At 73.6% G+C, this 24,188-nt stretch carries 22 protein-coding genes; 9 read left to right on the top strand and 13 right to left on the bottom strand.

Annotated features, from left to right (window positions below; genetic code table 11):
* The first annotated feature begins 56 nt into the window (after positions 1–56).
* Together FU792_RS17690 and FU792_RS04290 are read left to right on the top strand one after the other, a co-directional pair.
* The gene (locus FU792_RS17690) at positions 57–842 is read left to right on the top strand and encodes a CoA transferase subunit A (RefSeq protein WP_022924190.1); all 786 of its coding nucleotides are present in this window, start codon (positions 57–59) and stop codon (positions 840–842) included.
* Between the two features lie 5 nt (positions 843–847).
* On the top strand, positions 848–1,522 hold the full coding sequence (locus FU792_RS04290) for a 3-oxoacid CoA-transferase subunit B (protein ID WP_022924191.1): 675 nt from the start codon (positions 848–850) through the stop codon (positions 1,520–1,522).
* Between the two features lie 28 nt (positions 1,523–1,550).
* Here the strand turns inward: FU792_RS04290 and FU792_RS04285 are convergent, their stop codons facing one another.
* The gene (locus FU792_RS04285; protein ID WP_022924192.1) at positions 1,551–2,534 is read right to left on the bottom strand and encodes a glycosyltransferase family 2 protein; all 984 of its coding nucleotides are present in this window, start codon (positions 2,532–2,534) and stop codon (positions 1,551–1,553) included.
* Positions 2,535–2,620: 86 nt separating this feature from the next.
* On the opposite strand from FU792_RS04285, the gene FU792_RS04280 reads away from it, so the two are divergent.
* Positions 2,621–3,859 (top strand): LCP family protein, encoded by a 1,239-nt coding sequence (locus tag FU792_RS04280; RefSeq protein ID WP_149814564.1) that lies wholly within the window; start codon positions 2,621–2,623, stop codon positions 3,857–3,859.
* A gap of 38 nt (positions 3,860–3,897) precedes the next feature.
* Positions 3,898–5,541, top strand: a complete 1,644-nt coding sequence (locus FU792_RS04275; RefSeq protein WP_022924194.1) for a serine/threonine-protein kinase — start codon at positions 3,898–3,900, stop codon at positions 5,539–5,541.
* Positions 5,542–5,563: 22 nt separating this feature from the next.
* On the opposite strand, the gene FU792_RS04270 is transcribed toward FU792_RS04275, so the two are convergent.
* From FU792_RS04270 to FU792_RS04260, 3 genes are read right to left on the bottom strand one after another with little or no spacing between them, the layout of a single operon-like run.
* Complete coding sequence (locus FU792_RS04270) at positions 5,564–6,724, bottom strand: acyl-CoA dehydrogenase family protein (RefSeq protein WP_022924195.1); 1,161 nt, start codon at positions 6,722–6,724, stop codon at positions 5,564–5,566.
* A gap of 54 nt (positions 6,725–6,778) precedes the next feature.
* Positions 6,779–7,267: a 5-(carboxyamino)imidazole ribonucleotide mutase gene (gene purE, locus FU792_RS04265; RefSeq protein ID WP_052327772.1), complete on the bottom strand. Its 489-nt coding sequence runs from the start codon at positions 7,265–7,267 to the stop codon at positions 6,779–6,781.
* Positions 7,268–7,323: 56 nt separating this feature from the next.
* Positions 7,324–8,547, bottom strand: coding sequence for a 5-(carboxyamino)imidazole ribonucleotide synthase (locus tag FU792_RS04260; RefSeq protein WP_022924197.1), 1,224 nt, complete (start codon positions 8,545–8,547; stop codon positions 7,324–7,326).
* 41 nt (positions 8,548–8,588) lie between these two features.
* On the opposite strand from FU792_RS04260, the gene FU792_RS04255 reads away from it, so the two are divergent.
* Positions 8,589–9,107, top strand: a complete 519-nt coding sequence (locus FU792_RS04255) for a GtrA family protein (RefSeq protein WP_022924198.1) — start codon at positions 8,589–8,591, stop codon at positions 9,105–9,107.
* Here FU792_RS04255 and FU792_RS04250 read toward each other — a convergent pair.
* Genes FU792_RS04250 through FU792_RS04235 form a run of 4 tightly spaced genes read right to left on the bottom strand, consistent with a single transcriptional unit; the run spans position 9,080 to position 12,453 of the window.
* On the bottom strand, positions 9,080–10,144 hold the full coding sequence (locus FU792_RS04250; protein ID WP_022924199.1) for a sensor histidine kinase: 1,065 nt from the start codon (positions 10,142–10,144) through the stop codon (positions 9,080–9,082). The genes FU792_RS04255 and FU792_RS04250 overlap by 28 nt on opposite strands.
* 3 nt (positions 10,145–10,147) lie before the next feature.
* On the bottom strand, positions 10,148–10,852 hold the full coding sequence (locus tag FU792_RS04245) for a response regulator transcription factor (RefSeq protein ID WP_028130868.1): 705 nt from the start codon (positions 10,850–10,852) through the stop codon (positions 10,148–10,150).
* Between the two features lie 43 nt (positions 10,853–10,895).
* The gene (locus FU792_RS04240) at positions 10,896–11,684 is read right to left on the bottom strand and encodes an enoyl-CoA hydratase/isomerase family protein (RefSeq protein ID WP_022924201.1); all 789 of its coding nucleotides are present in this window, start codon (positions 11,682–11,684) and stop codon (positions 10,896–10,898) included.
* A 10-nt stretch (positions 11,685–11,694) separates the two neighbouring features.
* Positions 11,695–12,453 (bottom strand): biotin--[acetyl-CoA-carboxylase] ligase, encoded by a 759-nt coding sequence (locus tag FU792_RS04235; protein WP_033418605.1) that lies wholly within the window; start codon positions 12,451–12,453, stop codon positions 11,695–11,697.
* 22 nt (positions 12,454–12,475) lie between these two features.
* On the opposite strand from FU792_RS04235, the gene FU792_RS04230 reads away from it, so the two are divergent.
* On the top strand, positions 12,476–14,095 hold the full coding sequence (locus tag FU792_RS04230) for an acyl-CoA carboxylase subunit beta (protein ID WP_022924202.1): 1,620 nt from the start codon (positions 12,476–12,478) through the stop codon (positions 14,093–14,095).
* The gene (locus tag FU792_RS04225; protein WP_028130869.1) at positions 14,092–14,340 is read left to right on the top strand and encodes an acyl-CoA carboxylase subunit epsilon; all 249 of its coding nucleotides are present in this window, start codon (positions 14,092–14,094) and stop codon (positions 14,338–14,340) included. Before FU792_RS04230 ends, FU792_RS04225 begins: the two co-directional genes overlap by 4 nt.
* A 40-nt stretch (positions 14,341–14,380) precedes the next feature.
* On the opposite strand, the gene FU792_RS04220 is transcribed toward FU792_RS04225, so the two are convergent.
* The 4 genes from FU792_RS04220 to FU792_RS18750 form a co-directional block, all read right to left on the bottom strand.
* Complete coding sequence (locus FU792_RS04220; RefSeq protein ID WP_022924204.1) at positions 14,381–15,850, bottom strand: sodium/glutamate symporter; 1,470 nt, start codon at positions 15,848–15,850, stop codon at positions 14,381–14,383.
* A 79-nt stretch (positions 15,851–15,929) separates the two neighbouring features.
* Positions 15,930–16,586 (bottom strand): MOSC domain-containing protein, encoded by a 657-nt coding sequence (locus FU792_RS04215; RefSeq protein ID WP_028130870.1) that lies wholly within the window; start codon positions 16,584–16,586, stop codon positions 15,930–15,932.
* Between the two features lie 4 nt (positions 16,587–16,590).
* The gene (locus FU792_RS04210; protein ID WP_338101179.1) at positions 16,591–17,226 is read right to left on the bottom strand and encodes a class I SAM-dependent methyltransferase; all 636 of its coding nucleotides are present in this window, start codon (positions 17,224–17,226) and stop codon (positions 16,591–16,593) included.
* The gene (locus FU792_RS18750) at positions 17,112–18,425 is read right to left on the bottom strand and encodes a hypothetical protein (RefSeq protein WP_338101158.1); all 1,314 of its coding nucleotides are present in this window, start codon (positions 18,423–18,425) and stop codon (positions 17,112–17,114) included. Before FU792_RS18750 ends, FU792_RS04210 begins: the two co-directional genes overlap by 115 nt.
* Positions 18,426–18,457: 32 nt before the next feature.
* Between FU792_RS18750 and FU792_RS04200 the strand changes: the two genes are divergently transcribed.
* Positions 18,458–20,143, top strand: a complete 1,686-nt coding sequence (locus FU792_RS04200; RefSeq protein ID WP_022924207.1) for a DUF885 domain-containing protein — start codon at positions 18,458–18,460, stop codon at positions 20,141–20,143.
* 207 nt (positions 20,144–20,350) lie between these two features.
* Here FU792_RS04200 and FU792_RS04195 read toward each other — a convergent pair whose 3' ends face one another.
* Positions 20,351–20,632, bottom strand: coding sequence for a DUF1697 domain-containing protein (locus FU792_RS04195; RefSeq protein ID WP_052327756.1), 282 nt, complete (start codon positions 20,630–20,632; stop codon positions 20,351–20,353).
* A gap of 2,488 nt (positions 20,633–23,120) precedes the next feature.
* On the opposite strand from FU792_RS04195, the gene FU792_RS04190 reads away from it, so the two are divergent.
* A complete protein-coding gene (locus tag FU792_RS04190) occupies positions 23,121–23,750 on the top strand; it encodes a Maf family protein (protein WP_022924209.1) in 630 nt (209 codons plus the stop codon).
* Positions 23,751–24,188 lie beyond the last annotated feature (438 nt).

The raw sequence follows: 24,188 nt of genomic DNA, 5'->3' as shown, positions 1-24,188 counted from the left end.
CCCGCGCTGGGAGGCCGAGGGCGTCGACCACCGGGCCGGCGGGTAGCCTCGGCGCCATGGACAAGGTCGTCGCCTCCGCCCAGGATGCGCTCGAGGGGCTCATTGACGGGATGACCGTCGCCGTGGGCGGCTTCGGGCTCTCGGGCATCCCCACCGTGCTGATCCACCAGGCCCTGGAGCAGGGCACGAGCGACCTGGAGGTCGTCTCCAACAACTGCGGCGTCGACGGGGCCGGGCTGGGGCTGCTCCTCGCGCAGGGCAGGATCCGTCGCGTCATCGCCTCCTACGTCGGGGAGAACAAGGAGTTCGCGCGGCAGTACCTCTCCGGCGAGCTCGAGGTCGAGCTGACCCCGCAGGGCACGCTCGCCGAGAAGCTGCGCGCCGGGGGCGCGGGCATACCGGCCTTCTTCACGCCCACCGGCGTCGGGTCGCAGGTCTCCGAGGGGGGTATGCCCTGGCGCTACGACAGCGACGGTGAGGTGGTCCTGCGCTCCCCCGCCAAGGAGACCCGCGAGTTCTCGGTCCGCGACCACGCCCGCGACTACGTGCTCGAGCACGCGATCTTCGCCGACTTCGCGCTGGTGCGGGCGGCCAAGGGCGACCGGCACGGCAACCTGGTCTTCCACCAGTCGGCCCGCAACTTCAACCCGCTGTGCGCCATGTCCGCGCAGGTCGCGGTCGCCGAGGTGGAGGAGCTGGTCGAGCCGGGTGAGATCGACCCCGACGAGGTCCACCTGCCCGGCATCTACGTCCAGCGCGTGCTCGCCCTGACCGCCGAGCAGGCCGCCGACAAGGACATCGAGAAGCGCACCACCCGCCCGCGCCCCGGGAAGGACGACTGAGAGACATGGCCCTGACCCGTGAGGAGATGGCCGCGCGCGCCGCGGCCGAGCTGCGCGACGGCGACTACGTCAACCTCGGCATCGGGATGCCGACGCTGGTCCCCAACTACGTCCCGGACGACGTGGAGCTGGTCCTGCAGTCGGAGAACGGCATCCTCGGCGTCGGCCCCTACCCCTACGAGGGCGAGGAGGAGCCCGACCTCATCAACGCGGGCAAGGAGACGGTGACGGTCCGGCCCGGCGCCAGCTTCTTCGACTCGGCCACGAGCTTCGGCATGATCCGGGGCGGCAAGGTCGACGCCGCGATCCTCGGCGCCATGCAGGTCTCGGCGGCCGGCGACATCGCCAACTGGATGATCCCCGGCAAGATGGTCAAGGGCATGGGGGGCGCCATGGACCTCGTGCTCGGCGCCAAGAAGGTCGTGGTCCTCATGGACCACGTCGCCAAGGACGGCTCGGCCAAGATCGTGGACGAGTGCGACCTGCCGATCACCGGCCTGCGGGTCGTGCAGCGGATCATCACCGACCTGGCCGTCATCGACGTCACCGACGACGGTCTCGTGCTGCGCGAGCTGGCACCCGGCGTGTCCGTCGACGAGGTCGTCGCCAAGACGCAGCCGCCGCTGCGCGTCGCGGTGGACGAGCCCACCCCGGAGGCGACGCCCCCCACCGAGGGCTGACGGCGCAGGAGCTCAGCGGCGCGACGGCTCAGCGGCGGGGGCCGCGCAGGAAGCCGGCTCCCCAGGTGAGGTGCATGGTCGCGAGCACCCCGGGCATGCGCGCCACCACGCCGGGCTCCTTGCCCCGGGCGACCCAGGCTCCCCCGACGGTGACGGCCGCGGCATACCCCATCGGCAGCAGCCACAGCGGGCGCCAGACGACACCTCCGACGGCCCCTGCGGCCACCGCGCAGAGCGCGACCGGCGGCGCGAGGTAGCGGGCGTTGACCGAGTCGGGGTGCTGGCGCACGACCTGCCGGCGCCACTGGCCGCTGGTGTAGAACTGGCGGGCCAGGTCGCGGAAGGTGGAGCGGGGCCGGTAGGTCACGGTGAGCTCGGGGGTGAACCAGATGGTGCCGCCGGCCGCCCGGATCCGGTGGTTGAGCTCCCAGTCCTGGGCACGGGTGTAGGTCGGGTCGTAGCCCCCGACCCGGTCCAGCCACTCCCGCCGGAAGACGCCGAGGAAGACCGTGTCGGCCGGGCCCTCCGCGCCCCCGGTGTGGAAGCGCTCGCTGCCCATGCCCAGCGGCGAGCGCATCGCGAGGGCCACGGCCTCCTGCACCGGCCCGGAACCCTGGGCGAGCATGATGCCGCCGACGTTGGCGGCGCCGGTCCGCTCCAGCAGCGCGACCGCGCGCCGCACGTAGCCCTCGCTCAGCTCCCCGTGGCCGTCCATGCGCACGACGACGTCGTGCCGCGACGTCGCCACGGCCGCGTTGAGCCCGTCCGGGGTGCGCCCGGAGGGGTTGTCGACGACGACCACGCGCGGGTCGGCCGCGGCGAGGGCGTCGGCGACCTCCCGGGTCCGGTCACGGCTGGGCCCGACCGCGACGACGACCTCCATCTCCCCCGGGTAGTCCTGGGACAGCACCGAGCGCACGGCCTCGGGCAGGTGGGTCTCCTCGTCGAGGACGGTCATGATGACCGAGACGGGCGGGTGGTGCCGCTGGTCACGGGAGTCGGCAGAGCTCACGCGGCGAGGCTACCCCGCAGGAGGGCACGGCTCGTGGCGCGCCGCTCCCAAGGCGCGGCAAGGTGGACCCCGTAGTCTTGCCTCTCGTGCCCCACCACCCCGAGGACGACTGGACCCGTCCGATGCCGCGGACGCCGCGCAGCGGGCAGCGCCGCGACCCCGATCCGACGGAGCGCATCCCGCGGGCCTCAGCGCCACGCGAGCCCCGGGACCACGACGACCGCTACGCCGAGGACGGGTGGGACCGCGGCGAGGCCCGGCACGACGACCGGGGCTGGGACCGCGACGACGACCGGGGCTGGGACCGTGGCGACGACCGGTATGCCGCTCCCCGCCGCCCGGCCGGACGCCCGCCGCGCCGCCGTAGGCCCCGCTACGGGTTCCGGCGCGCCATGGCGCTGCTCGTGCTCGCCGTCGTCGCCTACGTCGTCGTCATGGCGGTCGTGGTCGCGACGGTGTGGGGCAGCGTCAACCGGATCGACGCCACCCCCGACGTCTCCGACCGTCCGGCCGCCGCAGAAGGCGCCAACTACCTGCTGGTGGGCACCGACAGCCGGGAGCAGCTGACCGAGGAGCAGCGGGGCGAGTTCGGCACCGGCTTCACCGAGGGCCACCGGGCCGACACGGTGATGCTGCTGCACGTGCCGGCCCTCGGGGAGCCGACCCTGGTGAGCCTGCCCCGCGACAGCTACGTCGAGATCCGGGACAGCGGCTGGAACAAGCTCAACGCCGCGCACTCGAACGGCGGGCCCGAGCAGCTCGTCGACACCGTCGAGCGCAGCACCGGGCTGCCGGTCGACGGCTACATGGAGATCGGCTTCGGCGGCTTCGTCAGCGTCGTCGACGGCGTCGGCGGGGTCGAGATGTGCCTCGACGAGCCGGTCGCGGACGAGAAGGCGCACATCGACCTCCCCGCCGGGTGCCAGGAGCTGGCCGGTGAGCAGGCGCTGGGCTACGTCCGGATGCGCTACAGCGACCCGCGCGGCGACATCGGCCGGGTCGAGCGGCAGCGCGAGTTCCTCTCCGCCCTCGTGGACAAGATGATCACGCCGAGCACCGTGCTCGTCCCGTGGCGGCTGCACGAGGTGGGCACCGCCACCGGGTCCGCCCTGAGCCTCGGCGACGACACCTCGATGCTCGAGGCGGGCCGGATGGCTGCGGCGATGCGCCAGGTCGCGGCCGGCGAGGGCAACTCGGTGACCGTCCCGGTCGCCGACCCCAACTACCAGACCGAGGTGGGCAGCGCCGTCCTCTGGGACGAGCAGGGCGCCGCGCAGCTCTTCACCGCCCTGCGCCAGGATCAGAGCATCACCGTCGACCCCTGAGCGGCCTCGGGCTACCCTTGCGCTGATCGGAGGCGACCATGGCGGATCCCCGCGACGACCACGGCGACCACGACGCCGAGACGACGGCACCGGCCCCCGCCGACCAGGACCCCACCCTGGTCGCGGGCCGCTACCGCATCGTCCGCACGCTCGGCAGGGGCGGCGGCGGCCAGGTGTGGTTGGCGACCGACGAGAACCTCGGCCGGCAGGTCGCGCTCAAGCAGGTCGCCGGCGAGGCCGACACCGAGCTGCTGCTCAGCCGCGGTTTCCGCGAGGCGCGGACCAGCGCCACGCTCGCGCACCAGCACGTCGTGCGCGTCTACGACGCCTTCGAGCACGACGGGTCGCCCTGGATCGTCATGGAGTTCGTCGAGGGTCCCTCGCTGGCCGAGCTGATCGCCGACGGGCAGCGGCTGCCCCCGGCCCAGGTCGCGGCGATCGGCGCGCAGATGGCCACCGCGCTCGCCGCGGCCCACCAGGCGGGCATCCTGCACCGGGACGTCAAGCCGGCCAACGTGCTGCTCACCGGGGGTGCCGGGCACGACGCCAAGCTCACCGACTTCGGCATCGCCCGGGCCGACGAGGACCCGCAGCTGACCCTGACCGGTTTCGTCTCCGGCACGGCCGCCTACTTCTCCCCCGAGCTGGCGCGGGGCGAGGAGCCCAGCACCGCCTCGGACGTGTGGGCGCTGGGCGCCACCCTGTATGCCGCAGTCGAGGGGCGCCGCCCGTTCGAGGAGCGCGCCAACGCCGTCGCCCAGCTGCACACCATCGCCCGGGACGACCCGCGGCCCCCGCAGCACGCGGGCGAGCTGACGCCCGCGCTCGCCGGGATGCTCGACCCGGACCCGGCGACCCGGTGGGACGCGCAGCGGGCGGCGCGTGAGCTGGAGCAGCTGGTCCGCGGTGGCCGGGGCGGCGCAGCGGGCGCCGCGGGAGCAGCGGCAGCGGGTGCCGCGGCAGCGGGCGCCGGTGCAGGCATGCATACCGAGCGGGTGCCCCGGGCCGACCCCACCCGGACCTTCGCCCAGCCCACGCCGGCACCGACACCGACGGCGCAGGCAGCGCGGCCGGCGGCGTCACGGGCGGCACCCGCCGCGGCAGGTCAGCACGACGAGGTGCGGCGCACGGCACCCTCGGGTCGCCGTCCCGGCCCACGGCGCGGGGTGTGGTTGAGCTGGCTGCTCATCGTGCCGCTGGCCCTGCTGCTCGGCTGGCTGGTGTGGACCATCGCGACCGGCTCGGAGGGTGGCACCGGCACCGCCGACCCCACCTCATCGGCGTCGGCGTCAGGGACCGACAGCGAGCCGGTCGCCGCCGACGAAGCGCGGGACCTGGCGCAGCGGTTTTACACCACGCTCGCCGACGAGGGGCTGGACGCGGCGCGGCAGCTGACCCTGCCCGAGGCCTACATCGCCTCCGACATCGAGGTGGGGCTCCAGTCGATCTCGGCCGGTGACCTCTCCGCCCAGGAGCAGGCTGACGGGAGCGCCACCGTGACCGGCCTGGTGACCTACACCTACGACGTGTCCGTCATCGAGCAGGAGGAGACGCTGACCGTCGTCCGTGGCCAGGACGGGCCGGTCGTCGCGCTGCGTCAGGCCGTGGAGGTGCAGAGCACGCCTCGCACCGACGGCGGCGGCTCCGGCGACGACGAGGCGGGCGGGGACGACGACCGCTAGCGCGGCGCCGTCCCCTCCGGCGTCAGCCCTTGAGCAGCTGGCGCGCCATCACCACGCGCTGGACCTGGTTGGTGCCCTCGTAGATCTGGGTGATCTTGGCGTCGCGCATCATGCGCTCCGCCGGGAAGTCCTTGGTGTAGCCGTAGCCGCCGAGCAGCTGCACCGCGTCGGTGGTGATCTCCATCGCGACGTCCGAGGCGTAGCACTTGGCGGCGGCACCGAAGAAGGGCAGGTCGTCGTCGCCCCGCTCGGACTTCGACGCCGCGACGTAGACCAGCTGCCGCGCCGCCTCCAGCTTCATCCCCATGTCGGCGAGCATGAACTGCACGCCCTGGAAGTCGGCGACGGCCCTGCCGAACTGCTGGCGCTCCTGGACGTATCCCAGGGCCAGGTCCAGCGCGCCCTGGGCGATCCCCACCGCCTGGGCACCGATGGTGACCCGCGTGTGGTCGAGCGTGCGCAGCGCGATCTTGAGGCCCTCGCCGAGCCCGCCGACCATCCGGTCACCGGGGATCCGGCAGTCGTCGAAGTGCAGCTCACGCGTGGGGCTGCCCTTGATCCCGAGCTTCTTCTCCGGCGCACCGAAGGTGAAGCCCTCGTCGTCCTTCTCCACGACGAAGGCCGTGACGTTGCGGCCGCGCGGCCCGTCGGGGTCCGTGACGGCCATGACGGTGTAGAACTCGCTCACCCCGGCGTTGGTGATCCACGACTTCTGGCCGTTGAGCACGAAGCTGCCGTCCGGCTGCTCCAGCGCCTTGCACGTCATGCCCGCCGTGTCCGAGCCGGCGCCCGCCTCGGACAGGCCGTAGGAGAACATCGCCTCGCCCCGCGCCACCGGCGGCAGGTAGCGGGCCTTGACCTCCTCGGAGGCCGCCAGGATCAACGGCATGGTGCCGAGCTTGTTGACCGCGGGGATCAGTGAGCTGCTCGCGCAGGCCCGCGCCACCTCCTCGATGACGATGCAGGTCGCCAGCGCATCGGCGCCGGCGCCGTCGTAGTCCTCCGCGATGTGCGGGGCGTGGAAGTCGGTGGCCGTGAGGGCCTTGAGCGCCTCGTCCGGGAACCGGCTCTCCTCGTCCACCGCTGCCGCGTGGGGGGCGATCTGCTCCTCCGCGATCTCGCGAACCGCCTCGCGCAGCGCCTCGTGGTCCTCACTGATCCGGAACAGGTCGAACTCGCTCATGGAGCGCAGCCTAACGCGGACGTCAACCGCGACGTGCCCGTCCTCCGACGGGTCTCAGCGTGACGTCCGGCGCTCCCGCAGCCTCTCGCCCTTGGCGTGGGCCTGGTCGCGCAGGTCGCCGGCGAAACCCGCCAGCCGCTCCCGGAGCCGTGCCGCCTGCTCGCCCTCGCCGGCGCCCAGCATCCGGACCGCCAGCAGGCCGGCGTTGCGGGCGCCCGCGACCGACACCGTGGCGACCGGGATCCCGGCCGGCATCTGCACGATCGAGAGCAACGAGTCCATACCGTCCAGGTGCTTCAGCGGCACCGGCACCCCGATGACCGGCAGCACCGTCACCGAGGCGAGCATGCCCGGTAGGTGCGCCGCTCCCCCGGCACCGGCGACGATCACCCGCAGTCCGCGCTCCTGCGCGCCTGCGCCGTAGTCGATCATCTCGATCGGCATCCGGTGCGCCGAGACGACGTCGGCCTCGTAGGGCACCCCGAACTCCTCGAGCACCTCGGCGGCGGCCTCCATCACCGGCCAGTCGCTGTCGCTGCCCATCACCAGGCCGACGACCGGGGCCTGCTCGCCCCGGGTGCTCCGCTCTGCCGGTGAGCTCACTCGGTCACCACTCCTCGCAGGTAGTCGGCGGCATGGGTGCTCCGCCCGCGCAGCTCCGCCAGCGAGGACGCGCTCCCGTCGCCGCCGCAGACCGTGACGTGCCCGAGCTTGCGCCCGGGTCGCACCCCCTTGCCGTAGAGGTGGATCTTCAGGCCCGGGTCGCGCGCCATGAGGTGCTTGTAGGTGGCGTACAGCTCGGGATAGTCGCCGCCCAGCACGTTGGCGGAGGCGGTCCACGGGGCCCGGGCCGAGGGGTCGCCGAGCGGCAGGTCCAGCACCGCCCGCAGGTGCTGCTCGAACTGGCTGGTCACCGCGCCGTCGATGCTCCAGTGCCCGCTGTTGTGCGGGCGCATCGCCAGCTCGTTGACCAGGTAGGTGGGGTAGGCCGACCCGTCCGGCCACCGCCCGGTCACCTCGAAGACCTCGACGGCCATGACGCCGGTCACCCCGAGCTCACCGGCGATGCGCAGCGCCCCCTCGGCGAGGGCCACGGCGAGCTCGTCGTCGAGGCCGGGCGCCGGGGCGAGCACCTCGGTGTTGATGCCGCCCTCCTGCACGGTCTCCACGACCGGCCAGGTCGCCGCCTGCCCGGAGGGGCTGCGACCGACCATGACCGAGAGCTCGCGGGAGAAGTCCACGGCCTCCTCCAGCAGGATGCCGTCGGCGAGACCGCCGGTGCCCACCTCGCCGAGCCACGGCTGCACGTCGGCGAGCGACCGGCAGACCAGCACCCCCTTGCCGTCGTAGCCGCCGCGCGGGGCCTTGGCGACCAGCGGCCAGCCGACCTGCGCGGCGAAGTCCTCCACGTCGGCGCCGGTGCGTGCCTGCGCCCACCGGGGGCAGGGGAGTCCGAGCTCGGTGAGTCGCCGCCGCATGGCCAGCTTGTCCTGCGCGAAGACCAGCGCCTGGGGACTCGGGTGCAGCTCCACCCCCTCCTCCTGCAGCGCGAGCAGCACCTCCTGCGGGACGTGCTCGTGGTCGAAGGTCACGACGTCGCAGCCGCGCGCGAACTCCCGCACCGCCGCGAGGTCGGTGTGCTCCCCGACCGGGCTGTGCGGCACGACCAGCGCGGCGCTGGCCGTCGGCGACTCGGCGAGGACGGAGAGGGTGAGAGACAGGGCGACCGCCGGTGGCTGGCACATCCGGGCGAGCTGGCCACCGCCGACGATGCCCACCACGGGGAAGCCGCCCTCGGCGCGGACGGGGCTGGGTGACGTCACGCGACCACCCTATCCAGCGAGCGCGCCTACACTGCGGCCCCGTGACCCCCTCTACCCCCGGGCTGCTCGCCCGCGCCCGCGCGGCCTACCGCGTCCTGGTCGCCGAGCTGGCCAAGTTCGGGACGGTGGGCGCGCTCGCCTTCGTCCTGGACACGGCGCTCTACAACGTCCTCATCTTCGGGGTGCCCGGGGTCGCGGAGGGCCCGATGGCGGGGTCGCCGCTGTGGGGCAAGGTGGTCGCGACGAGCGTGGCGACGGTCTTCTCCTGGGTCGGCAACCGGCTGTGGACCTTCCGGCACCGCCGCAGCGAGCCGGTGGCCCACGAGTTCGCGCTCTTCGTGGTCTTCAACGCGCTCGGGCTGCTCATCGCGCTGGCGTGCCTGGGGTTCTCCCGCTACATCCTCGGGCTGGACAGCCAGCTGGCCGACAACGTGTCGGGCAACGGCGTGGGGCTCGTGCTCGGCACGCTGTTCCGGTTCTGGGCCTACCGCACCTTCGTCTTCCGTGGCGAGCTGGACCTGGAGGGCAAGGGTCAGGGCGTCGTCGCCAGGGGCAGGTAGCAGGCGAAGACCGGCGGGAAGGTGTGGACCAGCTCCACCCGCCCCCCGATCGACTCGGCGGTCTCCCGGGCGACGGCCAGTCCGAGGCCGGTCCCCGCGCCGGTGGTGATGCCGCGGTCGAAGATGGTGCGCGCCAGGTCACGGGGTATGCCCGGCCCCTGGTCGGACACGGTGAAGATGGCCGAGGGGCCGGAGCGGTAGACGTGGACCCGCACGTCCCCGCGCCCGTGGACGAGGGCGTTCTCCACGAGGGTGTTGAGGACCTGGGACAGGACCGAGGCGCTCGCCTCGACGATCACCCCGCGCTCGCAGGTCAGCTCGACCACCCGGCCGCGCTCCTCGAAGGCGGGGGTCCACTCCTCGTCGAGCCCCGCCACGACGGCGTCGGCCGCCGTGACCGCACCGCCGCTGGCATGACCGGCGCGGGTCCGCTGCAGCAGGTCGTCCACGACGCCGGTCAGCCGCTCCACCTGGCCGATGGCGATCTCCGCCTCGGAGCGGGCCACCGCCGCGTCGTCGGACTGGGCGATCTCCTCCAGCCGCAGCAGCAGCGCGGCCAAGGGGGTGCGGAGCTGGTGCGAGGCGTCGGCGGCGAAGGATCGCTCGAAGACGAGGGCCCTGGCGAAGGTGCTGTGGTGCCGGTCCACGACGCGGGCGACCGCGTCGATCTCGGCGATCCCGGACCGGAAGGGCTCAGGCTCGACCAGCCGCCCCGGACGCGCCTCCGGGTCCAGGGCGAATCCACCCGAGGCCAGCTCGTCGGTGCGGTGGGCGAGCTGACGCAGCGGCCCGGCGGTGGTCTCGGCCGCGCGGTCGGCGAGCGAGCGGGCGGTCGGGACCCCGGCCGCCAGCACGAGCATCCCGCACAGCACCATGATGAGCGGCAGCACCCACCCCGGCACCGCCCCCGCCCCGCCTGGCCAGGCGCTCTCCCGCACCTGCGGGAGCAGCCAGGCGACGAAGATCGCGAGCAGGAGGGCACCACCGGTGACGACGAGCACGATCCGCACCGCGAGCTCGCGCAGGATCCGGCGCACGGGTCAGTCCGTCGCCTCGGCGTCGTCCCCGTCCGGGTCGTTCTGGAAGCGGAAGCCCACGCCACGCACGGTGACGATGTGCCGCGGGTCGTGGGCGTCGTCGCCGATCTTGCGGCGCAGCACCGACACGTGCATGTCGAGGGTCTTGGTGGACCCGAACCAGGTGTCCCACACCTCGCGCATGAGGACCTCGCGGGAGACGACGCGGCCCTCTTCGCGCATCAGCACCCGCAGCAGGTCGAACTCCTTGGTGGTGAGCCGCACCTCCCGGTCGTGGAGGAAGACGCGGCGCGCCTCCACGTCCATCCGCAGGGCAGCACCGGTCGAGCTCGGAGCAGCGCCCGGACCGCGCCGCAGCAGAGCGCGCACCCGCGCCAGCAGCTCGCCGAGCCGGAACGGCTTGGTGACGTAGTCGTCGGCCCCGGCGTCGAGACCGACGACGGTGTCCACCTCCTCGCTGCGCGCGGTCAGCATGAGGACGGGCATCCGCACGCCGGAGTCGCGCAGCGAGCGGCAGACCTCGACCCCGTCGAGCTGGGGCAGCCCCAGGTCGAGCACGAGCAGGTCGTGCGGCAGGTCGCCGGTCGCCTCGGCGAGGGCCTGGCGCCCGTTCGGGGCCAGGGTCACCTCGTAACCCTCGCGGCGCAGCGCTCGCGCGAGCGGCTCGGAGATCGTGGGGTCGTCCTCGGCCAGCAGCACTCGGGTCACGTCGTCTCCTCTCGGCAGGCTGGCTGCCAGTATGCGTGGTCGGTCACCGTCCGGGCCACTGCGGAGTCCGCTTCTCCGCGAAGGCGGCGACGCCCTCGGCGCGGTCCCGGCTGAAGGCCGTCGCGCGCCAGCAGCCGTCCTCGATCTCCAGCCCCGCGGCCAGGTCGGTGCCCTGGCCCAGGCGCATCGCCCGCTTGGCGTTGCGGACCGCCACCGGGCTGTTGCCGGCGATGGAGGAGGCCAGCTCCAGCGCCCGCCCGCGGGCGCTCCCCGCGTCGACCAGCTCGTCCACCACCCCCAGCTCGTGGCCCTCGGAGCCGGTGAGCCGGCGGGCGGTGAAGATCATCGACGCCGCCCGGGACCAGCCGACCCGGCGGGTGAGCAGCTGGGTGCCACCGCCGCCGGGGATGACGCCGACCCCGACCTCCGGCAGCGCCAGCGTCGCCTCACGACCGGCGACGAGGAGGTCGCAGGACAGCGCGATCTCCAGGCCGCCGCCCAGGGCATACCCCTCGACCGCGGCGATGGCCGGCATCGGCAGGTCGAGCACCCCGCGGTAGGCGAGCTTGGACACCAGCCGGTGGTCCATCATCTCGGCGTCGCTGAAGCGGTTGCGCTCCCTGAGGTCGGCGCCGACGCAGAACGCCGTGGCGTGGGTGCTCGTGACGACCACCGCGCGCACCGAGGCGTCCCGGGCCAGGTCGGCGGTGGCGGCGGTGATCTCCTCGGAGAAGGCCGTCGAGACGGCGTTCATCGCGTCCGGGCGGTCCAGGGCCAGCTCGACGACGTGGTCGCCGTGGCGGGTGAGCCGCAGCATCGTGGGTGCGTCCATGCGGGTGACGTTACTGCTCGCGCAGGTGCTCGACGTCACCGGCGTCGTGGACGCTCTCGCCACCGTCGGGCGGGGAGCCGGCCACGACTAGCGCGCCCCGGTGGTCGACGCGGAGCGCCCGGCCGCGCGTCCGTCCGCCGTCCGGTCGGTGCACGACGACGTCCCGACCGAGGGTGGCGCAGCGGCTGCCGTAGGCGGCGTGCAGCGTCTCGTGGTCACCCTCGGCCACGGAGCGGTGCAGGTCGCGCAGCCGGTCCAGGTAGTCCTCGAGGAAGGACTCCCGAGCCCCAGGCGGCAGCGGGGAGCCCCCGCGGGCGAGCCGCCAGGAGGTCGCGGTGGGGACCGGCAGCCGGGTCCGGTCGTGGTCCACGTTGAGGCCGGCGCCGACGACGACCGCGCCGTCGTCGGCGACCTGGGTGAGGATCCCGCTGATCTTGCCCGGTGCCGGGCCGTCCGCCACGAGCACGTCGTTGGGCCACTTCAGCCGCGCCTCGACCGGCCAGCGGCTGACGGCCAGCGCGTCGACCACCGCGACCCCGGCGGCGAGCGGGACCCAGCCGGCGAGCTCGGGCGCCACCGCGGGCAGCACGGCGCTGATCGCGAGGCAGTCCCCCGGCGGCGAGGACCACGAGCGGCCGCGCCGTCCCAGGCCGGCGGACTGGTGGTCGGCGACGACGACCCGCCCGGGGCGCGGGTCGCGCAGCGCCTCGAGGTTGGTCGAGGGCAGCGACTCGTGCCGCTCCGGCGCGGCCCAGCGCAGAGGTCTCATGCGGCAAGGCTAAGTTGGGACCATGAGCGACACGCCGCGCGCCGAGCGCCAGGACGAGGACGGGCCGGACCTGCGCACCACCGCGGGTCGGCTGGCCGACTTCCACGCCCGCGCGCAGGAGGCGGCGCACGCCGCCGCCGACAAGGCGCTGGACAAGCAGCGCGCCAAGGGCAAGGGCACCGCCCGGGAGCGGGTCGAGGCGCTGCTCGACGAGGACAGCTTCACCGAGCTGGACGCCCTCACCCGCCACCGGAGCAGCGCCTACGGGCAGGAGCGCCACCGACCCTACGGTGACGGCGTGGTCACCGGCTACGGCACCGTCGACGGTCGGACGGTCGCGGTCTTCGCCCACGACTACACCGTCCTCGGCGGGTCGTTCGGCGAGGTCTTCGGGGAGAAGATCACCAAGGTCCTGGACCTGGCGATGAAGATCGGCTGCCCGGTCGTCGGCATCCACGACACGGGCGGGTCCCGGATCCAAGAGGGTGTGGCCTCGCTGGGCCTGACCGCGGAGATCTTCCGCCGCCAGGTGCACGCCTCGGGGGTCATCCCGCAGATCTCCCTGGTCATGGGCCCCTGCCCCGGCGGAGCGGCCTACTCCCCCGCGCTCAGCGACTTCGTGGTCATGGTCGAGGGGAGCTCCCACCTCTTCCTCACCGGCCCGGACGTCATCGCGACGGTGACCGGCGAGGACGTCTCGCTGGACGAGCTGGCCGGGGCGCAGACCCACGCGACCCGCAGCGGCGTGGCCCACTACGTCGCCAGCGACGAGGACGACGCCTTCGACTACGTCAAGGAGCTCCTCGGTCACCTCCCGCAGAACAACCTCGAGGACCCGCCGGCCTACGACGAGGAGCCGGACACCGAGGTCGACGAGACCGACGAGGCGCTGGACAGCCTCGTCCCGGATGCCGCCGGCGCGGCCTACGACATCGTGGAGGCGGTCCGGGCGGTCGTGGACGACGGGGACTTCCTCCAGGTGGCCGAGCAGTTCGCGCCCAACGTGGTCGTGGGCCTGGGGCGGGTCGAGGGCCGGCCGGTGGGCGTCGTCGCCAACCAGCCGATGCACCTCGCCGGGACGCTGGACATCGACGCCTCGGAGAAGGCCGCCCGCTTCGTGCGCACCTGCGACGCCTTCAACCTGCCCGTGATCACCCTCGTGGACGCCCCCGGCTTCCTGCCCGGCACGGACCAGGAGCTCGGCGGCATGGTGCGGCGGGGCGCCAAACTGCTGTATGCCTATGCCGAGGCCACCGTGCCGCTGGTCACCGTCGTCGTCCGCAAGGCCGTGGGCGGCGCCTACGACGTCATGGGCTCCAAGCACCTGGGTGCCGACGTCAACCTGGCCTGGCCGACCGCCCAGATCGCGGTCACCGGGGCGCAGGGGGCGGCGAGCATCCTGCACCGCCGCGAGCTCGCGCAGGTCCGCGCCGACGGTGGCGACGTCGAGGCCGAGCGCGCCCGGCACGTCCGCGACTACGAGGACACCGTCGCCACGCCCTACCTCGCGGCCGAGCGCGGCTACGTCGACGCCGTCATCGCGCCCTCGCAGACCCGGGTCGAGGTCGCCCGTGCCCTGCGCCACCTGCGGACCAAGCGCTCCAACCGCGCCCCGCGCAAGCACGGGAACATCCCGCTGTGAGCGGGCAGGATACGCCGGACGCGGTGGACGCGCCCGTGCTGCGGGTCGTGCGGGGCAGCCCCACGCCGGCCCAGCTGGCGGCGCTCACGGCCGTGCTCGTCGGGCTCTCCGGGGACGGCGACCGGTCCGGCCAGAGGGGGTCTGGCTCCCGGGCGCGGACGTTGTGGACGGCGCGGTCCCGCTTCGCCCGCCCCCGCCCCGCGGTCGGACCCGGCGGCTGGCGGGCGTCCTCGCTGCCGCGCTGAGGACGGTCGCGGCCGGCGTGGCCGCCTCGCGACCGCGAGCTCAGGTCGCGACCGCGTCCGCGCCCTCCTCGCCCTGCTCCTGCAGCTCACGGCGCTCGGCCTCCGCCCGGGGCTTGAAGACGAACCAGCCGATCGCGATCGCCGTGAGGAAGAGCACGAGCATGACCGTGAACAGCGGCCAGATGCCGGTGAGCGCGATCACCGGCACGGCGAGCGCCGTCACCAGCCCGCCGCCGAAGAACGGCTCGAAGACGAGCTGCTTGTAGCCGAAGGCCTCGAAAGCCGGGCTCTCGGCGTCCGGGTCGGTGATCCGCATGAGGATGAGGCCGGTGGCGGTGACGCCCATCGACTGCCCGAAGTCGCCGATCCCGCGCTCGAACCAGTAGCGGCCGATGATCCGCGGGGCGAACCACAGGAACAGCCCCACATTGAGCGCGATGCCCGCGATCGACAGCAGCACGAACGAGCCGATGTTGGACCCGATGGCCTCGAGCGAGAGCGTGCCGATGGCGGCGACGATGAGGAAGTCGAGGGCCCAGCCCTGGATCCGGAGCATGATCTGGTGGTCGATGAGGTGGTCCACACCGAGCACGGAGGCGACCGCCTGGATCGCGACACCGCCGAGCAGGGCCAGCGGGAAGAGCGGGACGAAGGCGAAGATCTCCAGCGGGGTGTCGCCGTTGATGAGGACGCTGGAGTAGGTCTGCGCCTCGATCCAGCGCAGCGCCTCCAGCACGCACCACCCGATGAGGATGGCCACCGACACCAGGGCCATGTGCAGCGACAGCGGCTCGACCGAGGCGGGGCGGCTGGTCATCGTGCCGGCCGGGTAGTGCTCGTCCTTGCGGAACAGCCCCTTCTGCTCCTCGACCGAGGCCTTGACGTCGCCCTTGAGGATCTCGGTGCGCCCGGTCCGCACGCCCCAGTTGATGAGCGCGATCCCGATGACGACGCCGGCCACGATCCCCACCGTGGCGATCCCGACCGCGAGGTCGGCACCCTCGGCATACCCGAGGTCCTCCAGCACCGGGCGCATGCCGGCAGCCGTGCCGTGCCCACCCTCGAAGCCCATCTCGATGAGCGCGCCCACCATCGGCTCGGCGGCGAGCAGCGGCACCAGCACGAGCGCGGCGAGGCCCAGACCGACGACGTACTGCCCCGATCCCATCGCGACACCGAGCGAGAGCTGCGGGCCGACCAGCTTGCCTGCGCGCTTCGGGCTCGGCAGGTCCTGGCCGAGGAACATGGTGGCGAAGACGATGCTGATGAGCAGGCCGGGCAGCGCGCTCCAGACCTCCAGCATCGAGCCGGTGAAGAGGCCGTTCTCCCCGACCGGGCCGCCGACCCGGCCGAGCACCTGCGGGCCGAGCAGCAGGAGCAGGAAGCCCCCGATGATCGAGCTGGGCAGGAAGAGCTTCTGCACCCAGCCGACCTTGACCCGGATCACCTTGCCCAGGAGCAGGAACAGGCCCAGGACGATCAGTGCGAAGCCGATCTGGTCAGCGGACATCGGTCACCCTCCCTCGTATGCGTGGTCCGCACACTCTGGCACAGCGCGCGACGCACGGGAAGGGTTCACGACGGTCGCGTCAGGCCCGTCGGGCAGCGAGCCGGCGCTCCATCGGCTCGTGGAAGCGTTCCGGCAGGCAGCGGGCCGCCACCACCTCTCGCGCGGCCGCACCGTCGCCCATCGCGGCGGCGAAGGCGGTGCGCATGGTGACGCCGTGGCCCGGCGGCGGGCCGATCTCGAGCGGGTCGCCCGCCTCGATCCGGCCCGGCTCGACGACCCGGAGGTAGGCCCCGCACGCGCCCCGTTCGGTGAAGCGGCGCACCCAGCGCTCCTCCCCCAGGTGCCGAGCGAAGGTCGCGCAGGGCTGCCGGGGGACCGAGACCTCCAGCAGGTTCGAGCCCACCCGCAGCCGCTGCCCGAGCTCGAGCCCGTCCACGTCGCAGTCCGCGGTGGTGAGGTTCTCCCCGAACATCCCGTCGCGCAGCACGCGCCCCAGCTCGGACTCCCACCAGTCCAGCTCCGCGCGCGCCACGGCGTAGACGGCCTTGTCGGCCCCGCCGTGGTGTCGCGCGTCCCCGATGTGGTCGCCGACGGCGCCGGAGCCGTCCCCGTGGTCCGGGCCGGGCGCGACCACCTCGATCCCGCTCACCGGCTGCTTGTCGATGCCGGTCACGCGCGGCGCGCCCGGGTCGGGCTTGGGCTTGGCCAGGTTGGTCGACCGCACGCGGGGGCTCATGCCCTCACGGTATGCGCGCTCCCGCCCCGTCGTCCCCGTCACGTCGGCGCGCGACGGCGAAGACCCGCCGGAAGGGCAGCACGACGCCCGCCTCGGAGCGGGGGTAGGCCCGCCGCAGCGCGTCCTGGAACTCGACGGTGAACTCCTCCCGCAGCCCCTCGGGCAGCGCCTGCAGGGTGGGCCGGGCGCCGGTGGCGGAGACCCAGGTGAAGACCGGGTCCGGGTCGGTGACCGCCGGGTCGAGGACGTGCAGGTAGGTGGTCTCCCAGGCGTCGACCACGCAGCCGGCGGCGGTGAGCACCCGTAGGTAGTCGGCCGGGTCGTGCGACGACGGCGCGGCGATGCCGTCCAGGTGCGCGGCATACCGCGGCCGGTCCGCGAGCTCCCGGCGCAGGGTGTGGCTCGGCTCGTCGAAGTTGCCCGGCACGGTGAGCGCCAGAACGCCGCCCTCGCCGGGGCGCAGGCGGGCGACGAGGTCGGGCAGCAGCTCCAGGTGGTCGGGCACCCACTGCAGCGTGGCGGTGGTCACGAGCAGGTCGACCGGGTCGGCGTCGCCGCGGGCCCAGTCGACCAGGTCGGCGACCTCCGCCTGCGAGCCGTCCTCGCGGGCGGCGGCGACCATCTCGGGCGAGGAGTCCAGGCCCAGCACCTCGGCGTCCGGCCACCGCTCCCGCAACCACCGCAGCCCCGTGACCGGGGCCGCAGCCGAGGTCGACGACCCGCCGTGGCTCCACCTCGGGGACCCGCGCCATGAGCTCGACGAACGGGCGGTCCCGCTCCGCGGCATACCGCCCGTAGTGCGCCGGGTCCTACCCGTGCCTGCCCGTGCTCATGCGACACCCTCCTCCTGCGCGCGCAGCGCGCGGTAGACGGCCCGGACCCCACCGCCCGCTCCAGCTCCTGGGTGACGACCGAGAAGAACTGGTGCCGGTAGGTGTCGTCCGTCACCGCGCTGACGATGAAGTAGAGGCCGGAGAAGGAGGCGAGGAAGAGCGAGACCTTGACCAGCTCGGCCGACACGCTGCCCAGGTAGGGGACGTGGTGCGTCCGCTCCAGCCCGGTCCAGGCCAGCTGCGTCTCCTGCTGCAGGATGATCGACCCGAAGACCAGGAGGAAGACGAAGACGGCGCAGATGAGCGCCACGACCTGGACCAGCTGGATGAGCAGCAGCGCGATGATGAGGTTCCACCGCTCGAAGCCGGTGACGCGGGCGTAGGCGGGGACGTCGACCCGCGGGTCCGCCGCCAGGGCGACCTGGGTGGCCTCCATCGGGGTGCCGCGGCAGGCGCGCTCGAGGAAGTCGGCGTCGACGGCGTCGTCGGCCCGGTCGACCTCCTCAGGCAGCCGGACGAGCTGGAAGACGACCCCGATGCCGAGCAGCAGCAGGACGACCAGCCAGTGCGTGGCGAAGGGCAGGCTGGCGCTCATCTCCCAGGCCTCGGCGTTGATGAAGAGGAAGGCGACGAAGAGCAGCAGCAGCGGCAGCGCCCGCATCGCGGTGCCGACGAGCAGCGGGGCGCTGCGCACCGTGCGGCGCAGCGCGAAGGTGAGGATCGGCCGCGCGTGCAGAGCGGTCGAGGCATACCAGAGGGCGGCGAGGATGACGAGCGTGAGCCAGACCGCGGGGGCAGCGCTGACCTGCTGCGACACCCAGCCGAGGGTGCCGCCCAGCGCGGCGGTCGCCAGCAGCACGAGCGCCGCCAGCGGGAGGAGGTGGCGAGGCCGCAGGGCGGCGCGGGCCGCGGCCCGCTCGCCGGGCACGAAGTAGGACAGGCCGTTGGCCAGGAACCAGCGCTCGGTCTCGCGGCGGGGATCGGCGGGCTGGCGACGTCTGGGCACCGCCCCAGGGTAGGCGGGTAGGTTGGGCTCCCGTGACGACGTCGACCCGCACCCCCACCGACATCGACCGCCTCGCCGAGGAGCACCTCGACGCCATGGTGGCGCTCAGCCCGCTGGAGGCGACCTACCTCGGCGTCCCCGGCCGCGACACCGAGATCGACGACCTGTCGGTCGAGGGACTCCGGGCGCACCGGGACCAGGCGGCCCGGACGCTGCAGCGGCTCGACACGGTCGAGCCCGCGGACGACACCGACCGGGTCACCGCGGCGGCGCTGCGCGAGCGGCTCGGCCTGGAGGTCGAGTCGCTGGACCTGGTGCTCGCGGGCCAGGCGCCCGTCGAGCTCAACGTCATCGCCTCGGCCCCGCAGGCGGTCCGGGACATCTTCGACCTCATGGCCAAGGACACCGAGGCGCACTGGGAGACGATCATCGCCCGGCTGGAGGCGGTGCCGACCGCGCTGGAGCAGTACCGCTCCGCGCTGCGCTGGTCGGCCGAGCAGGGCCAGGTGGCCCCGGGACGGCAGGTGCGCGCGGTCGCCGGGCAGTGCCGCGACCAGGCCGGGGACGAGGCGAGCAGCTTCGACGCGCTGACCGAGGAGAGCGCCGGTCAGCCGGAGGCGATCCGCACCCACCTGGCGAGCGCCGTGGGCGGTGCCAAGCAGGCGTTCGGCGCGCTCGCGGCATACCTCGAGGAGGAGCTGGTGGCGCGGGCGCCGGAGTCCGACGCCTGCGGCATCGAGCGCTACCGGCTGCACTCCCGCAGCTTCCTCGGTGCCGAGATCGACCTGGAGGAGACCTACCGCTGGGGGCAGGAGGAACTGGCGCGGATCACCGCGATGATGCGCGAGACCGCCGAGCAGATCCGGCCGGGCGCGTCCGTGGCGGAGGCCGTCGCCGTCCTCGACGAGGACCCGGGGTATGCCCTGGAGGGCACCGAGGCGCTGCGCGAGTGGATGCAGGTCACCGCGGACCGCGCGGTCGCCGAGCTGACCGACAGCCAGTTCGACGTGCCCGAGCCGGTGCGGCGCATCGAGTGCATGATCGCGCCCAGCCAGACCGGGGGGATCTACTACACCGGCCCCAGCGAGGACTTCACCCGGCCGGGGCGGATGTGGTGGTCGGTGCCGAAGGGGGTTACCCGCTTCTCGACCTGGCGCGAGCTGACGACCGTCTACCACGAGGGCGTTCCGGGCCACCACCTGCAGATCGGGCAGACGGTCTACCGCTCCGAGCTGCTCAACCGCTGGCGGCGGCTCGCGTCGTGGACCTCCGGGCACGGCGAGGGGTGGGCGCTCTATGCCGAGTGGCTCATGGCCGACCTCGGTTACATGGACGACCCCGGCAACCGGATGGGGCTGCTGGGCGGCCAGTCGCTGCGCGCCGCCCGCGTCGTCATCGACATCGGGGTGCACTGCGGCTTCGAGGCGCCGGCCGAGGTCGGGGGCGGGCAGTGGACCTACGACAAGGCCTGGCAGTTCCTCACCACGCACGCGCACGAGAACGAGGAGTCGCTGCGCTTCGAGCTCGACCGCTACCTGGGGTGGCCGGGGCAGGCGCCGAGCTACAAGATCGGCGAGCGGCTGTGGCTCGAGCTGCGCGAGGAGTGCCGGCGCCGCGAGGGCGAGGACTTCGACCTCACGGCCTTCCACCGGCGGGCGCTGGACATCGGCGGGGTCGGTCTGGACACGCTGCGGGCGGCGGTGCTCGGCGAGCTGTGAGCGGCCCGGCGAAGACCGTGTCCTTCACCCCGGCCGTCAACACGGCGTCGCTGCGCGTCATGGCCAAGATCGTCCCGGTGCACGACCCGGCACGCGACGTCGCCCACCCCCGGGTGGACGCGATGGCATACCCCCAGCTGGTGCGCCACCTCTTCCACGCGACCGGCGAGCTTGGGCAGGCACACGTGGTGCTGGCCGGTATGCCCCTCACCCAGCTCGTCCAGGTCCGTGCCGAGCGCGCGCAGCTCGGCGGCGGCATACGTGATCGTGGGCCTCGAACCCGCGGTCGGCGAGGTAGGCCGCTTCGAGCCTGGCCTCGATCCTCGCCCGCGAGCGCCTCCGCGTCTCGAGCCGCACGTTGCCCGTATTGATGTAGGTGGCGACGCTCTGGAAGCCCGCCTCCTCGGTCACCCGCAGGATGTCGTCCTTGGGGAACTGCCGGCGCGCGCCGAGGTTGATGGCGCGGAGGAAGGCGACGTGGGTGGCCATGCCGCGATCCTGCCACCTGGCCGCACACCCCGTCTGGCGGTGGGAGCACGTGACAGGCCCGTGACGACGAGGGTCTGTCGGTGGCTACTCATACACTTGTTCGAAAGACGGGCCACCTTCGCGAGGGCTCGGAGGCCCGGGGAGGGGGTGACGCACGATGACCGATCCAGCGCGGGACGGGCGAGCAGCGGACCAGGACGACCAGCAGGGCGCGACCGGGGAGCGGGAGCGGGGTGCTGCGCTGCTGGCCGAGCTCGGGGAGGTGTCGGCGACGCGCTCCCGGGCCGAGCGTCGCCTGCTGGAGGTGGCGCACCAGCTCGTCGCGGCCACGGGTGCTGCGCTGCTGGCGCAGAAGGGGTTCAGCAGCGTCGAGGAGCTGACCGCCACGGAGCGGCGCCGTTGGCGGGCGGAGGCGAAGCGCCTGTGCGTCGCCGAGATCCGGCTCCGGCTGGGCGTCGGTGAACGAGAGGCGCGCGCGATGACCGGACTGGCCTGCGCGCCGGTCGACGTGCGCGGTCAGGTGCTGGGGGCGCTGGACCGGGCCGAGGTGACCTGGGGTCTCGTGCGCGGCTTCTGGGACCGGTGCGGCTCGTTGCCCGCGGAGCGGGCTGCGCTCGTGGCGGAGGTGCTCTTCGGCACCGACCCGGCCACCGCGGCGGTCGAGCGGCTCGACAGCGAGGGCGACCTGCGGGAGGAGCCCTGGCAGCACGCCGACTACTGGGCGACGCTGGAGCGGGAGGCCGTCCGGGCCGAGGGTGAGGATGTGCAGGCCGAGCGGGAGCGGCGCCGCGCGGCCTACCGGGCGCGGTGGTCGTGGTTGTCCGTGCACGACGACGGGACCGCCACCCTGAGCGTCACCGGAGCGCTGACGACGATGAGCGGGATCCATGCGCGGATCGAGCATGCCGCGCGGGCCCTACGGTCGGCCGGCGACGAGCGGACCCTCGACCAGCTGCGCTCGGACGTCCCCGCAGGCCTGCTGCTCTACGGCACGGTGCCCCTGCCGGAGGCAGAGGCCGAGGAGGACCTCACCCTGGCCGACCTGGCGGCGATCCATCGGGTCACCACCGCACAACCGCAGGTCGAGCTGCAGGTCGTCGTGCCGTGGGAGTCTCTGGCTGGGCGCGCAGCGTCCGACGCGCACGGCATGGATCCGCCGAGCCACCAAACGGCGTTGCCGGACCGAACGCCCCGTACAGGTGCCGAGGGGGACAGGACGCCCGAGGTGAGTGCCGCACCGGACCGCACGCCCGAGTCGACTGCCGAACTGGACCGCACGCCCGCGGGGAGTGCTCTGCCGGACCGCACGCCCGCGGGAAGTGCCGCACCTGACCGGACGGCCGGGACGGATGGCGAGCACGGGCGCCTCGGCCCGGTGCCGCGGCTCGGGTCGGTGGGCCAGGTCCTGGGGCACCACCCTGTCTTCATCTCGCCCGGCCATGCCCGCGAGCTCGCCCTGGTCCCGGGGACGACTCTGTCCCGGCTGCTGGTGGACCCCGCCGACGGTCGGCTCATCGAGCGGACCATCACCCGCTACCGTCCGGATGCCGACATGCGTCGGCAGGTGATCGCCGCCGACGTCCACTCGCGGTCACCACTGACCAGGGTGCCCGCCTCCCGGTGCGAGCTCGACCACGTCGTTCCCTTCGGCGCCGTCGGCGGGGTGACCGGCGAGCTCAACCTGGGCTCCCTCGACGTCCGCACCCACCAGTTCAAGACCGCTCGCACGTGGTCGGTCACGATCAACCGACGGCGAGACCTGCGCTGGTGCACGCTGCTCGGCCAGAGCACGACCACCCGGGTTCACGACTACCGGCAGTACCTCGAGCGGGCGGTCCTCGCCCGCGGTTCGGGTTCAGGTGGTCACGCGACGGGTGGTCACGCGACAGGTGGTCGAGTGACGGCCGGTCAGGCGACGGCTGGTGAGGCGACGGCCGCTCGTCCGACGGGTGGCAGCGCCGCCGACGATCACGCGACAGACAGCCACGCGGTCGACGGCTCAACCACGCAGACCTGGGAGTCCCGCCGCGACCTCGCCTGCCAGGCGCTCTACGCCGCCCTGGTGCACCGCGGGGCCGACGCCCTCCTCTCGGACCTCGACGACGACGCCGACGACGGCACTCCTCTCGCCGGCTGGTGCTCGGTCACCCGTCGTCGCTCAGACACCCCCGTGCCGACGGCGGAGGAGGTGCTGGGCATTCCGCTGGACGTCACCGAGCATGCCCACGGAGAGCCAGAGGAGCACGGCACGACGGGTGGGACCGGCCGGGGCGATGCACCCGGCGTGCCGTGGTCATCACGCGAGACCGAGTCTCCCCCTTCTGAGTCCCCATCTGACCCGGCGCCACCTCCCCTCCCCCCGGCACTTCCCTCCCCACAGGGGCTCCCTGACGACCGCGGGCTGATCACCGTGAACACCGCCCCACGCCTCGACCTCCCGCCCGAAACCTGCTCAAGGGGTGACGTCACGCCCCGTAGGCTGTGCCCCGTGATCCCGCTCGTGCTCGCGTCCGCGTCCCCGGCCCGCCTCACCACTCTGACCAGGGCCGGGGTCCGGCCCGAGGTGATCGTGTCGGGTGTCGACGAGGACGCGGCGATCGCCGCGGCACAGGAGCGGCACGGAGAGCTCGAGGCCGCCGACGTCGCGCTGACCCTCGCCCGGGCCAAGGCCGAGCAGGTGAGCGCCGGGCACGACGTCGACGCACTCGTGCTCGGCTGCGACTCGGTGCTCGAGCTGGACGGTGAGATCTTCGGCAAGCCGCACTCCTCGCAGGTGGCGATCGAGCGCTGGCAACGCATGCGGGGTCGCTCCGGCGTCCTGCACTCGGGCCACTGGGTCATCGACGACCGGAGCGAGGGCTCCGGCGCGACGCTCGGCGGGACCGCCTCGACCACCGTGCACTTCGCCGACCTCACCGACGCCGAGATCGCGCACTACGTCGCCACCGGCGAGCCGCTCCACGTCGCCGGCGGCTTCACCGTCGACGGCCTCGGCGGCCCCTACGTCACCGGCATCGAGGGTGACTACCACGCCGTGGTCGGTGTCAGTCTGCCGCTGCTGCGCGACCTGGTCGGTCAGCTCGACCTCGCCTGGCACGAGCTCACGGACCACGCCTGAGCCGCATGCGCGGCGGCAGTCCAGCACCCCGGGCAGTCATCCTCGGAGGCACCGGATCGCTGTGGCGCACGGCCGAGCGCCTGGCCGCCGCCGGGTGGGCCGCCTCTCGCGTCGCTGCGGCGGGACGGCGTACCTCAGCGCGACAGCCGTCTACGTCGATCCGTGCGGCCACCACCTCAACTCCCCCGGCGGCGCCCACTTCACCGCGCCGGTCCCCGAGGGCACGCCCACGATGGCCTGGGCCGGGCACGAGGCCGGGGCGCCGAGGGCTACGGCGCTGGCAAGGCGGAGTCCGAGCGTGTGCTGCGGGGCACGGCGAGCGCGTCAGCGTGCTGCGACCGAGCACGATCCAGGGCGCCTGGGTGCGGCAGGTGCGCACGACTGCGGTGCTCGCCCTCGCCCACCGGGTCCGCCGAGGGGACGAGCCCACGGTCGCGG

It is taken from the genome of Serinicoccus marinus DSM 15273 (assembly GCF_008386315.1).
Classification (GTDB): domain Bacteria; phylum Actinomycetota; class Actinomycetes; order Actinomycetales; family Dermatophilaceae; genus Ornithinicoccus; species Ornithinicoccus marinus.
This window is presented reverse-complemented; position numbering and strand designations above follow the sequence as displayed.